12 protein-coding genes are annotated in these 11,860 nt (G+C 64.0%); 4 read left to right on the top strand and 8 right to left on the bottom strand.

Annotation, left to right across the window (positions count from 1 at the left end; all coding sequences use genetic code 11):
• From modB to ADK28_RS09635, 8 genes are all read right to left on the bottom strand, one after another.
• Positions 1 to 655: molybdate ABC transporter permease subunit (modB, locus tag ADK28_RS09670; RefSeq protein ID WP_048795566.1), on the bottom strand; the 655-nt coding region annotated here is incomplete at its 3' end.
• The gene (modA, locus tag ADK28_RS09665; RefSeq protein WP_033641052.1) at positions 652 to 1,425 is read right to left on the bottom strand and encodes a molybdate ABC transporter substrate-binding protein; all 774 of its coding nucleotides are present in this window, start codon (positions 1,423 to 1,425) and stop codon (positions 652 to 654) included. The genes modA and modB, both read right to left, overlap by 4 nt.
• A 158-nt stretch (positions 1,426 to 1,583) precedes the next feature.
• Positions 1,584 to 1,733 carry an AcrZ family multidrug efflux pump-associated protein gene (locus ADK28_RS29425; protein ID WP_004939813.1) on the bottom strand — a complete coding sequence of 50 codons (150 nt, stop codon included), beginning with the start codon at positions 1,731 to 1,733 and terminating at the stop codon, positions 1,584 to 1,586.
• Positions 1,734 to 1,879: 146 nt separating this feature from the next.
• Entirely contained in the window at positions 1,880 to 2,668 is a 789-nt protein-coding gene (locus tag ADK28_RS09655) for an ABC transporter ATP-binding protein (protein ID WP_048795565.1), read from the bottom strand.
• Positions 2,665 to 3,690, bottom strand: a complete 1,026-nt coding sequence (locus ADK28_RS09650) for a FecCD family ABC transporter permease (RefSeq protein WP_048795564.1) — start codon at positions 3,688 to 3,690, stop codon at positions 2,665 to 2,667. The genes ADK28_RS09655 and ADK28_RS09650 overlap by 4 nt, the downstream gene beginning before the upstream one ends.
• 1 nt (position 3,691) lies before the next feature.
• Positions 3,692 to 4,447: a class I SAM-dependent methyltransferase gene (locus tag ADK28_RS09645; protein WP_033641055.1), complete on the bottom strand. Its 756-nt coding sequence runs from the start codon at positions 4,445 to 4,447 to the stop codon at positions 3,692 to 3,694.
• A gap of 1 nt (position 4,448) precedes the next feature.
• Positions 4,449 to 5,444 carry an ABC transporter substrate-binding protein gene (locus ADK28_RS09640; protein ID WP_033641056.1) on the bottom strand — a complete coding sequence of 332 codons (996 nt, stop codon included), beginning with the start codon at positions 5,442 to 5,444 and terminating at the stop codon, positions 4,449 to 4,451.
• Between the two features lie 4 nt (positions 5,445 to 5,448).
• On the bottom strand, positions 5,449 to 7,608 hold the full coding sequence (locus tag ADK28_RS09635) for a TonB-dependent siderophore receptor (RefSeq protein WP_048795563.1): 2,160 nt from the start codon (positions 7,606 to 7,608) through the stop codon (positions 5,449 to 5,451).
• A gap of 188 nt (positions 7,609 to 7,796) precedes the next feature.
• On the opposite strand from ADK28_RS09635, the gene modE reads away from it, so the two are divergent.
• The 4 genes from modE (at position 7,797) to ADK28_RS09615 (ending at position 11,818) form a co-directional block, all read left to right on the top strand.
• Positions 7,797 to 8,588, top strand: a complete 792-nt coding sequence (gene modE, locus ADK28_RS09630; RefSeq protein ID WP_033641058.1) for a molybdenum-dependent transcriptional regulator — start codon at positions 7,797 to 7,799, stop codon at positions 8,586 to 8,588.
• A gap of 90 nt (positions 8,589 to 8,678) precedes the next feature.
• Entirely contained in the window at positions 8,679 to 10,166 is a 1,488-nt protein-coding gene (gene modF / locus ADK28_RS09625; protein ID WP_033641473.1) for a molybdate ABC transporter ATP-binding protein ModF, read from the top strand.
• Between the two features lie 94 nt (positions 10,167 to 10,260).
• A complete protein-coding gene (locus ADK28_RS09620) occupies positions 10,261 to 10,833 on the top strand; it encodes a cysteine hydrolase family protein (RefSeq protein WP_016928708.1) in 573 nt (190 codons plus the stop codon).
• Positions 10,834 to 10,999: 166 nt separating this feature from the next.
• A complete protein-coding gene (locus ADK28_RS09615; protein WP_033641059.1) occupies positions 11,000 to 11,818 on the top strand; it encodes a CPBP family intramembrane glutamic endopeptidase in 819 nt (272 codons plus the stop codon).
• Positions 11,819 to 11,860: the final 42 nt, after the last annotated feature.

The raw sequence follows: 11,860 nt of genomic DNA, 5'->3' as shown, positions 1-11,860 counted from the left end.
GCCATTCGGACACCATCAGCGAAGCCAGCGACAGCACGATGGCGATCGCGCACAGCCGCGCGGCGGCGGCTTCCGCCCCCGGCGTTTCGATCAGCGTATACATCGCCAGCGGAATGGTGCGGGTTTCACCGGGAATGTTGGAGACGAAGGTGATGGTGGCGCCGAACTCCCCCAACGAGCGGGCGAAGGCCAGCACCACGCCGACAATGACGCCGGGCAGCGACAGCGGCAGCGTGATGGTGAAAAACACCCGCCACGGGTTGGCGCCCAGCGTGCGCGCCGCCAGCTCCAGCCGAGTGTCCACCGCCTCCAGCGCCAGCCGAATGGCGCGCACCATCAGCGGAAACGCCACCACCGCCGACGCCAGCGCGGCGCCGCGCCAGCTAAAGCTGAAGCTGAAACCGAACCAGTCGTACAGCCGCTCACCGATGACGCCGCGCCGCCCCATGGCGATCAGCAGCAAATAGCCGACCACCACCGGCGGCAGCACCAGCGGCAGGTGAATGACGCCATCCAGCAGCGCTTTGCCGGGAAAACGGCAACGCACCAGCACCCAGGCCATCAGAATGCCGAACGGCAGGCTGCAGACCACCGCCAAACCGGAGACTTTCAGGCTCAGCTCAACCGCCTGCCACTCATACTCGCTCAGAATCATTTACGCGGGGTGAATCCATAATGTTCGAAAATAGCGGCCGCTTCCGGACTCTTCAGATAGGTATAGAAAGCGCTGACCGTCGGAGTTTGACGATCTTTCACTATCGCCATTGGATATTCAACCGGTTTGTGGCTGTCTTCCGGGAACACGCCCACCACTTTCACCTTGTCGCTGGCGACCGCATCGGAGCCGTAGACGATGCCGAGCGGCGCTTCACCGCGTTCCACCAGCGCCATCGCGCTGCGCACGTTGTTGGCGCGCGCCAGTTTCGGTTCCAGCGCGCTCCAGGCGCCCAGATGCTCCAGCGCCTCTTTGGCGTAGATGCCGGCCGGCACGTGATCCGGATCGCCCACCGCCAGGCGGCCGCCGCTGAGCAGCTTGGCCCAGTCGGTCTGCTTGTCGATGGCAATCTTGTCTTGTTTATCGCTCTTGGCGGCGATCAGCACCAGTTCGTTGCCCAGCAGCGTGTAACGGGTGTCTTTCACCATCTGCTGCTTGTCGATGGCGTAATCCATCCACTGCTGATCGGCGGAGATAAACAGATCGGCCGGAGCGCCCTGCTCAATTTGGCGCGCCAGCGTCGAGGATGACGCAAAGGAGGAAACCACCTGCACGTCCTTGCCTTTTTGATATTGGGTGGCGATGTCCTGCAGCGCGTTGGTCAGCGACGCGGCGGCGAACACGGTGATCTTTTCCGCCGCCGAAGCCTGAGCCACCAGGCCCGATGCCAGAACGATCCCGCCAACCCATTTGGTCCATTGCTGTTTCATTGTTTTTCTCCGCAAGTTAACGTGCATTATCACTCTTCGTTATATAAAAAATAATATAACGTTGCGCGAAAGCTTGTCATGCGGTTTATCGGCAAAGCGTGAGATAACTTGAGGAATGCCCGCCGGGGGATGCCGGCGGGTATCGGGATGGGGAACGGTCAGTGCTGGGTGCGGTTTTCTTTCGAACGGCCCACTTTGGAGAAGACGTTGAACACTTCGCCAAAACCGTAGATCAGGCCGAGAATGAGCGCCATGACCACCGGCACCATCACCACGGCGAACAACAGACTTTTCAATAATTCCAACATGATAGCCTCGCTTAACTGCCCATTGAGCGGCAAATGCCTTTCACCGCATATCGGGTTATTCTAACCCAAAAAAATCGCTAAAACCGGAGTTATTTTAGCCAGCGAGGCGAAATTGTGATCGGCCAAACGTGCCCTTTCAGCCTCCCTCATCCCGGCGCGGGGTAATAGATCAACGGCGGCGCATAGCCAGCGGGCGCCGCCAGCTTGGCCTCCACACCGTATACCGCGTGAATGTTCTCCGGCGTCAGCGCCTGCCGCGGCGCGCCCGCCGCACAGATCCCGCCCCGCTGCAGCAGCGCGATCCGATCGCAATAACAGGCCGCCAGATTCAGATCGTGCAGCGTCACCACCACGCTGAGTTTCAGCCGCCGCAGCAAGGCCATAAACTGCTGCTGATGGGCGATATCCAGATGATTGGCGGGTTCGTCCAGCAGCAGCCATGGCGTTTGCTGCGCCAGCGCGCGCGCCAGATGCACCCGCTGCCGTTCACCGCCGGACAGCCGCTGCCAATCGCGATCGGCCAGGTGGCTGATGCCCACTTGCTCCATCGCCTGCCGGGCGAGGCGGCGATCCTCGGAACCAAAACCACGCCAGCGGCTGACATGGGCCAGACGCCCCAACAATACCGCCTCCTTCACCGGCAGCGCGAAGGCGCCGGGGGCGGATTGCTCGAGAAAAGCGATGCGCCTGGCGCGTTCCCGCCCGGAAAATGCGGCGATTTCGCGCCCTTCCAGCCAAACGCGGCCGCCGGCGGCGGGCTGCAGCCCGGCCAGCAGCTTAAGCAGCGTCGATTTACCGCTGCCGTTGACGCCGAGCACGCCGGTGATCTCACCGGGCAAGGCGCAGAAACTGAGATTTTCCAGCACCGTGCGCGCCCCCGCTCGCCAGCTCACCGCTTCGGCGCACAGGCCGGATCGCGCTTTTTCAATCGTCATGCATTGACCTTTCGATACAGCAACAGCAGGAATATCGGCACCCCCAGCAGCGCCGTCAGCACGCCGACCGGCAGCTCGCGCGGCGCAAACAGCGTTCTGGCCAGCGTGTCCGCCGCCACGGCGAACAGCGCGCCGCACAGCGCGCTGGCCGGCAACAGTTGACGATGCCGCGAGCCCACCAGCCGCCGGGCGACATGCGGCACCGTCAGCCCGATAAACCCCACCGCGCCGCTGAACGCGACGATCGCCGCCGTCAGCGCGGTGGTCACCACATACAGCAGCAGCTTCAGCGGGGCCACCGCCACCCCCAGCGAAGCGGCGGTCACGCCGCCGAACGCCAGCGCGTCCAGCTCACCCGCCCGCAGCCAACAAAGCAGCAGCGTCGCCGCCAGCGCCAGCCCGCACAGCCCGACCTGCGGCCAGCGCGCGTCGCTGAACGATCCCAGCAGCCAGAACATCACGCCGCGCGTGGCGTTGGCGTCCGCCTGCCAAAGGGTGATCAGCGAAGTCAGCGCGGAGAGCAGCTGCGTCACCGCCACCCCGGCCAGAATAAACAGCGTGGACTCCCCCTCCAGCGAACGTCCGGCCAACAGCATCACCAATGCAAACGCCGCCAGCGCGCCGATAAACGCCCCGCCGGACACCGACAATAGGCCGCCCCCCAGCCCCAACACCAACACCGTCACCGCCCCCACGCCGGCGCCGGAGGAGATCCCCAGCACCCAGGGATCGGCCAGCGGGTTGCGGGTCAGCGACTGCAGCACGGTGCCCGCCAGCGCCAGCCCGGCGCCGGCCAGCGCCGCCAGCAGCGCGCGCGGCATCCGCAGCGACCAGATGATGCGCTGATACACCTCGGCATCGGTCTGCGCACCGCCGCTGACGCCGAGCACGATGCGCCAGGCGTCGTGCCACGCGATCGGCGCGGGCCCCGACAAGGTGGCGCCCAGCAGGGCCAGCGGCAGCGCCGCCGCCAGCAGCAACAACCCGCCGGCCTCACGGCCGGGCAGTAACCGCCGGCTCATGCTATTTCCAGCCTGCGATCACATAGTCGTCCAACAGTTGCCACACCGTCCCCGCCTCGCTGAAACCGGCTTGTCTGAGGGCCGCAAGCTGGAAATCCACCGGCGTCGGCGGCGGTACCGGCCGGCCGGCGAACAGCGCTTCGCGCTCGGCCTGATAAGCGGCCAAGGCCGGCGATTGCAGTGCGCCGGCGAACCAACGATCCCAATCCTCAACGCCGCTGTCCCAGGCGTGTTGTTGGGTCTGCTCGTCGTGCCGTTCGGCCAACGCTTTCAGCCGTGGCTGACGGTGGTCATAGCGCTGATGATCGGCATTGAGGAATACGCCGCCGGCGGCCAGCAGCCCGGCGACGTTACGGTACAACGCCAGCTGCTGCTCCGGCATCAGCCAGTGCAGCGCCGTGCTGGACACCGCCGCCTGCGGCGTGGGGCCGGACAGCACGGAAAAACAGGCAGGATCCGCCAGATCGACCTGCAGAATGCGGATCCGATCGCCGTACGCCGCCAGCGCGCCGCGCGCCACCGCCAGCAGCAGCGGATCGAGATCGATGGCGGTCACCCTGGCCTGCGGAAAGCGCTGCAAAATACGCAGGCTCAGCGATCCCGGGCCACAGGCCAGATCCAGCACGTGAAAATCCTGGCCGACGGCCAGCGCCAGCACGTCCAGTTGGGCGTTAAAACGCGCTTCGCGTTCGGCGATGTAAGCCGCCTGCTGGCGATCCCAGGAGTCCAGCAGCGAAGAGAATGAAACGGCAGTCATATCAAGGTTCCTTGTTGGAAAGCATCGGAGTCTGCGGCGGCAAGGCCGCCAGGCCCCGAATCAAACGGCCCAGCGCCGCCACGGTGCGGGCGGAAGGGTCCATGTCGTAACCGGGGAGGATCACGTAGTGCCGCTGACGTACGGCGCGCAGCGTAGCGGTCAGCGGGTGATGCTCCAGAAAGGCGATCTTGTCGGCCGCGCTGTCCCCGAAGCCGCCGCGCGGCAGATCGCCAAGCACGATCGCATCCGGATCGCGGGCGGCGATAATCTCCCAGGATACCGTCGGCCACAGCTCGGGCAGATCGCCGAACAGGTTCTCGCTGCCGACGCTGCGGCTCAGCAAACCTGGCGCGCCGCAGCAACCCGCCACGTAGGGCGTCTGCGTGCCGGCATACCACCACAGCAGACGCCGATGCGGCAATGACGCGCGCTGCGGTTCGAGCGCCTTCAGCTGCTCGCGCAGCCGCGCGATCAGCGCTTCACCGGCGCGGCCAGCGTTAAAAATGCGCGCCAGCTCCCGCAGCTCGGTGAAAATGTCTTCGAACGTCAGCGCGGCGGCGATCGCGCTTTGCTGGCCGCTGCAGGCGCCGGGAGAGAGATAAGTATCGATGCCCCATTCCGCCAACCGCGCCCGATCGGGCGTTTCCGGGCTGTGCAGCCAGTAATAGCTGGCCGAATAGACAAAATCCGGCCGCATCAGCAGCAACGCTTCCGCCGTGGGCGGCGCCGGGCCGACGGGCGCCCGCAGCGTATCGGCCGACGCCGTCGGCGCGGGATCGCGCGTGCGGTCATACCCGACCACGCCGATCGCACGGCTAGCCAGCCCCAGCGCCAGCAGGTTTTCCAGCGCCGGATTGGCGTAGACCAGCACCCGCTGCGGCGGCTGCGGGTAATCGCGCATTGCCCCGCAATTGTGCAGGCTGACGGCATAGGCGTGCAGCGGCACGCCCCAGCCCAATCCCAGGGCGCACAACAACAGGTAAAGCGAACGTTTCACGACGTCAGAACCTGACCGACACGAAGGTTTCATAGCTGCGCGGCGGCGCGATCAGCGCCTGATCCGGGTAGGTGCGCTGATAGGCGTACAGCTGGTTGGTGGCGTTGCGAATGCGGAAACCGACATCGACGATCGGCGTCAGCTGATAATCCGCCGCCAGATCAAGCGTGGTGTACGCGCGCATCTTGCGCTGGTTGGCGTCGTCGTTGTAACTGCTGCCGACGTAGCGCAGCGAAGAAGCCAGCCCCAAACGTTCCGTCGCCTGATAATGCACGCTGAGGTTGGCGGTCCAGTCCGGGATATAGGCCGGGCGATTGCCGTTGTAGCTGCGCAGCGGGCTGCCGCCGCGATAGTCGTCGTAGCGGGCGTGCGTATAGGCGGCGTTGCCGGCCAGCTCCCAACGATCGTCGGGACGCAGCACCACGCCAAGCTCGATGCCGCGCGACGTCTGCCTGCCTACCGCGTTCAACGCATCCGGCCGCTGCGCATCGGGCACAAACAGGTTGTCCTTGCGCAGTTCATACAGCGCCAGCGTCGCCTCGCCCTTGTTACCCCAAAACTGCCCTTTGGCGCCGGCCTCCCACTGGCGCGCTCGCGTCAGCGGCAGATCGGTCTGCGTCGGGCTGAGGAAGAACAGATCGTTGCCCGGCTCCTGGCCGGTGGTGTAGTTGGCGTAAAGCGTGAGGTTATCGGTCAGCGCATAGCTGGGGCCCAGGCTCCAGGTGCTGAAAACATAGGTGCGCGCGCGGCTCTCTTCCTGCGGCCCCTGGAAGCGCCAGTCCATGTCCATATGGTTGTAGCGCAGTTGGCCCAGCAACGCTAAACGCTCGGTCAGGCTGAAGCGATCTTCAAGAAAAGCGGCGTACTGATTCTGAGTAACGTGGCGCACCGGCGCGCGTTGACTGGCGGTGCCCTGAGCGAACGGTTCTCTGGGCGGCGCGCCGAGCGGCACGTCCTCGGAGCCGGGGAAACCGTTGGAGTAGTACTGAAAATGCCGCTTGCTCAGATCGAAGCCGACCAGCAACCGGTTATCGAAACCGGCGATAACGCGATCGAACACCAGCGAACTGCGGTTGCCGATCAGATCGTCGTCGTGCGCCAGAGCGCCGAAAGAGTCGCGGTTGACGTCGCCGGGCCGGGCCGCCGCCGCGACGCGGAAACGCTCGACGTTGCGCCATTCGCGAAAGCCGCTGTAGTAATAGAATTGGTTATGCCACTCCACTTCGGGCGTCATAAACCAGTCCAGACTGGCCTGAAACGCGGTGGCGTTGCTCTGGATGCGGCTGTCGGTCAGGTTGTTGTAATTGATGTCGCGCAGCTCGCCGGCAATGCGCCCATCCAGCAGCGGCGTGCCGTAGTAAGGGTTGTTGGTGCGGTTGAGCATGCGGTCCAGGCTCAGCGTCAGCAACGCATCGTCCGTCAATTTAAACAGCAGCGAGCCGGAAACCCGCTTCTGCCGATCGCGTTCATACTGCACGTTGCTGCCGCTGTCGTTGCCGCTGACGTCTAACCGGTACGCCACCGCATCGTCCACCAGCGCGCCGCCGGCCCCCAGATGCATACGCTGGCTGCGGTAGCTGCCGAAGCCATAGTCGAGTTCAACCGGCTGGCGGCTGAAGGTCGGCCGCCGCGAGATCAGGTTGACGCTGCCGCCTGCGGCGCTCAGCCCGTTCAATGCCGACCCCGGCCCGCGCAGCACCTCGATGCTGTCGTAATGCGCCGGATCGCCCAGCTGCAGCGTGCTGCCGGGCATCTCTACGCCGTTATACAGCCAGGCGATCGGCCGAAAACCGCGCGCGGAAAAGTTGTTGGACAATGTTGGCGAAGCGACGCCGGACAGACCGGTGGCGCGCTCGACGGCGGCGGCCAGCGAGCGATCGCCCCGCTGTTGGATCGCCCGCGCGCGGATGATATCGACGCTGCGCGGCGTCTCCCGAGCGCTCAGCCCGAGCTGTGACGCGCTGCGGCTCAGGGCGTTCAACGCATCGTAACGCCCGGCGGAGGCCGCCGCCTCCACGGTGAGCTGTTCTTCACATCCTGTGGCATTGCGAGCTTTATCGCAGTCGGCGGCGAAAGCCAGCGGCGCCGTCAGTGCGCCGCCGACCCAGGCGGCAAGGCATAAAGATTTTCTGGACGTGCCAAGACGCCGGCGTGTCGTACTCATGTGGTGCATCCCTGTGGTGAAATAAAAACCGGCCGCAGCCGGCGTAAAGCCTTATCGTTTTTCTGTTATGTTATATTATTACAATATTGCAATGCCAGTCTTTATTACCCCGCTCTCCAGCGCACTGCGTTTGGCGCTTTGTCGCCAAATCGGCGACAATAAGATTTTTGCCGCCGACAGGATGCGCTATGCAGGCCGAAATTCTTCTGACTCTCAAACTCCAGCAAAAGCTGTTCGCCGATCCGCGCCGCATCGCGCTGCTGAAACAGGTACAGCACACCGGCTCCATCAGCCAGGGCGCCAAACTGGCGGGCATCAGCTACAAAAGCGCCTGGGACGCCATCAATGAGATGAACCAGCTGGCGGAACACACAGTGGTGGACCGCGCCACCGGCGGAAAAGGCGGCGGCGGTGCGCAGCTGACGCACTACGGCCAGCGGCTGATCCAGCTGTATGACCTGCTGGGCCAGGTGCAGCAAAAGGCCTTCGACGTGTTGCAGCAGGACGATCTGCCGCTCGACAGTCTGCTGGCGGCCATCTCGCGCTTCTCGCTGCAAACCAGCGCGCGCAATCAATTTTTCGGCACCGTCATCGAGCGCGATCATCAGCAGGTGCAGCAGCATCTGGCGATCTTGTTGAACGACGGCAGCACTCGCCTGACGGCGGCCATCACCCAGCAAAGCGCCGACCGGCTGCAACTGACGCCAGGCAAAGAGGTGCTGGCGCTGATCAAGGCGCCCTGGGTGCGGTTAAGCGTCGAGACGGCGGAACATGCCGACGCGGATAACGCGCTGGCGGGCGTGGTGGCCGGCATTCAGCCAGGCGCCGAACACAGCGAGGTGCTGGTGACGCTGGCGGGGGGCGAAACCCTGTGCGCCACGCTGACGACGGCGGAGTTGCAGCGCCTGCAGCTGAGCGTCGGCGCCGCCGTACACGCCCTGTTCAACGCCGACCACGTGATTGTCGCCACGTTGTGTTAAGCGCAACGTAACGTTGCATTTTTGTTGATTGACATCCCCCTGCAATGCGCCTATTTCTAAGGCAAATAATTGCAAAAAAAGGAACAGGTGATGTCGTCGTTGCATATTTCGCAAGGTTCATTCCGCTTAAGCGATACCCGCACCCTGACGCTGGATGCACTGGCGATCCAGGCCGGCGACAGCTGGGCCTTCGTCGGCGCCAACGGCAGCGGCAAATCCGCCCTGGCGCGCGCGCTGGCCGACGAACTGGTTCTGTTGAGCGGCGAGCGCCGCAGCGACTTTCAGCACGCGGTGCGCATCTCCTTCGAACAGCTGCAAAAAATGGTCAGCGACGAGTGGCAACGCAACAACACCGATCTGCTCAGCGCGGACGAAGACGACACCGGCCGCACCGCGGCGGAGATCATTCAGGAAGAGGTGAAAGACGCCGCGCGCTGTGAGCGGCTGGCCGCGCAGTTCGGCATCACCGCCCTGCTGACGCGCCGCTTCAAATACCTCTCCACCGGCGAAACGCGCAAGACCCTGCTGTGCCGGGCGCTGATGCCCGAGCCCGACCTGCTGATCCTCGACGAACCCTTCGACGGGCTGGACGTGCACTCGCGCGCGCAGCTCGCCGCGTTGCTGAGCGAGCTTTCCGCCCAGGGCCAAACCGTGGTGCTGGTGCTCAACCGGTTCGACGAAATACCGGATTTTGTCCGCCAGGTGGGCGTGCTGGCGGACTGTACCCTGACCAGCCGCGGGCCGCGCAGCCAGGTAATGGCGGACGCGCTGGTGGCGCAGTTGGCGCACAGCGAAAACCTCAGCGGGCTGGCGCTGCCGGAAACCGAGGATCCGACGCAAAAAGTGGCCCTGCCGGCGGATCGGCCGCTGATCGTCCTGCGCGACGGCGTGGTCAGCTATAACGATCGGCCGATCCTCAATCATCTCGACTGGCAGGTTAACCCCGGCGAGCACTGGCAGATCGTCGGCCCGAACGGCGCCGGCAAATCCACGCTGCTCAGCTTGATCACCGGCGATCATCCACAGGGCTACAGCAACGATCTGACGCTGTTCGGCCGCCGCCGCGGCAGCGGGGAAACCATCTGGGAAATCAAACGCCATATCGGCTACGTCAGCAGCAGCCTGCATCTGGATTATCGCGTCAACACCAGCGTGCGCAACGTGGTGCTGTCGGGGTTCTTCGATTCGATCGGCATTTATCAGGCGGTCTCGGATCGTCAGCGGCAACTGACAGAGCAATGGCTGGCGCTGCTCGGGCTCAACGGCGCGCGCGGTGACGCCCCGTTCCACAGCCTTTCCTGGGGCCAACAGCGGCTGGCGCTGATCGCCCGCGCGCTGGTGAAACACCCGGCGCTCCTGATCCTCGACGAGCCGCTGCAGGGGCTGGATCCGCTCAATCGCCAGCTGGTGCGCCGCTTTATCGACGTGCTGATCGGCCAGGGCGCCACCCAGTTGCTGTTCGTCTCGCACCATGCCGAAGATGCGCCGCAGTGCATCACTCACCGCCTCAGCTTCGTGCCCGACGGCGAAGGCGGCTATGGTTACCAACAGCAACGGCTGGAGGCGGCCTCCGCCTGAAACGCGGCGTAAACATATCCGGCAACACTTCACCGCAGCACATCACATTTGGCCTTTTATCATAGAAAGGAAGAAGGCCATTTTTGGAGACGCCATGTCCGCTGCGTTGATTATCATCGACCTGATCGAAGATCTGATCGGGCCCAAAGGGCGCGCCAACCACTGCCGCGAACAGGTGATGACGACCCACCTGCTCGCCAACGTCAATGCCGCCGCGGCCTATGCCCGGGTACGAAAAATCCCGGTGATTTGGGTGCGGGTGGGATTCGCCGACGATTATCATGACATCCCGCCCCATTCGCCGCTGTTCAACCATCTCAAGCAGATCGGCGCGCTGCGGCTAAATGGCCCGGGCTGCCGCTGGATGCCCGAACTGCATCAGGAAGAGACCGATCTGCAGTTTGAAAAAACGGCAGTCAGCGCTTTCTCCGGTAACAATTTGTTAGCCTGGCTGCGGCAACATCGGTGCCACCATCTGCTGCTGGCGGGCATCAGCACGCCGCTCGCCATCGAGAGCACCGCGCGGCAGGCGCACGACGCCGGCTTTCAGGTGACCGTGCTGCACGATCTGTGCGCGGCCCCCACGCAGGAGATCCACCAGCAGAGCCTGGATACCCTGCAAAACCTGGCCGAAATCACCCGTTCGCAGGCATGGATGAAAGGCTAACCCTCCTCGCCGCCGGTCGTGTGGGCCGGCATCATGCACAAATGCATCACTGCCCCGACCTTTAGCGTCATCCTGGTGTGCTACTATCCGCTCTAGCGCTCAATTTTGCCATCATCGCACGCCGCAAAGGCGCTGAGCGCCGTGTACATATTTAAAGGGACATATCATGTGGGGCGTACTGGCTGCTTCGTTATTTTTCTTGCCGTTTAATCGGCTGATAGCCTGGGTGATCCTGGCCGCCTCGGCGGGCATGGGGCTTTATCATGGGGTACTGACGCCGCTCAGCCTGAGTTATCTGCTGGCGATCGTAGCGCTGGCGGGGTTGCGCCACCATTTTCGCGCGCAGCGTAATCTGGCGATTGCGCTCGAAGGGCTGGTGGTCGCCGGCTGCGTGGCGCTGTTCTTGCACCTGGTGCCCGGCATCCACAATCAACTGATGATCGACGGCGAAAAAGCCGGTCCGCTCAGCGCGCCGTTCACCATGTATTACAACTTCGATAAGGCGATGGTGCCCTTCCTGCTGTTCGCCTGCTTGCCCACGCTGTTTTCCGCCGAACGCGGCGGCAACGCCGGCAGAGCGGGCTGGATTGCGCTGCTGCTGGCCGTGCCGGCGCTGTTGCTGCTGGCCGTCGCGCTGGGCGGCTTAAAAATTGAGTGGCATGCGCCCGCCTGGATCCTGCCTTTCGTGATGGCGAACCTGTTCTTTGTCTGCATGGCCGAGGAAGCGCTGTTTCGCGGCTACCTGCAACAGCGCCTCAGCCAGTGGCTGGGCGCCTGGCCGGCGCTGATCGTCGCCTCCCTGGTGTTCGGCGCCGCGCATCTGGCGGGCGGTACGCTGATGGTGATCTTCGCAACCCTCGCCGGGGTGATCTACGGCCTGGCGTGGATGTGGAGCGGCCGTCTGTGGGTGCCGATTCTGTTCCATTTCGGGCTTAATCTGACCCATCTGCTGTTCTTCACCTATCCGCTGTACCAGCATTCTTAACGGCTGAAGCCGGCAGAGACCCCCTCTCTGCCGGCTGGTCGG

This window comes from Serratia sp. 506_PEND, assembly GCF_001076875.1.
Classification (GTDB): domain Bacteria; phylum Pseudomonadota; class Gammaproteobacteria; order Enterobacterales; family Enterobacteriaceae; genus Serratia; species Serratia marcescens.
Note: the sequence above shows the minus strand (reverse complement) of the source record. Positions and strands in the feature narration are given on the sequence as shown.

Excerpts from the sequence above, each read along its gene's own strand:
- modA (WP_033641052.1), bottom strand. The coding sequence starts at position 1,425 with ATGAAACAGCAATGGACCAAATGGGTTGGCGGGATCGTTCTGGCATCG.
- ADK28_RS29425 (WP_004939813.1), bottom strand. The coding sequence starts at position 1,733 with ATGTTGGAATTATTGAAAAGTCTGTTGTTCGCCGTGGTGATGGTGCCG.
- ADK28_RS09655 (WP_048795565.1), bottom strand. The coding sequence starts at position 2,668 with ATGACGATTGAAAAAGCGCGATCCGGCCTGTGCGCCGAAGCGGTGAGC.
- ADK28_RS09650 (WP_048795564.1), bottom strand. The coding sequence starts at position 3,690 with ATGAGCCGGCGGTTACTGCCCGGCCGTGAGGCCGGCGGGTTGTTGCTG.
- ADK28_RS09645 (WP_033641055.1), bottom strand. The coding sequence starts at position 4,447 with ATGACTGCCGTTTCATTCTCTTCGCTGCTGGACTCCTGGGATCGCCAG.
- ADK28_RS09635 (WP_048795563.1), bottom strand. The coding sequence starts at position 7,608 with ATGAGTACGACACGCCGGCGTCTTGGCACGTCCAGAAAATCTTTATGC.
- modE (WP_033641058.1), top strand. The coding sequence starts at position 7,797 with ATGCAGGCCGAAATTCTTCTGACTCTCAAACTCCAGCAAAAGCTGTTC.
- modF (WP_033641473.1), top strand. The coding sequence starts at position 8,679 with ATGTCGTCGTTGCATATTTCGCAAGGTTCATTCCGCTTAAGCGATACC.
- ADK28_RS09620 (WP_016928708.1), top strand. The coding sequence starts at position 10,261 with ATGTCCGCTGCGTTGATTATCATCGACCTGATCGAAGATCTGATCGGG.
- ADK28_RS09615 (WP_033641059.1), top strand. The coding sequence starts at position 11,000 with ATGTGGGGCGTACTGGCTGCTTCGTTATTTTTCTTGCCGTTTAATCGG.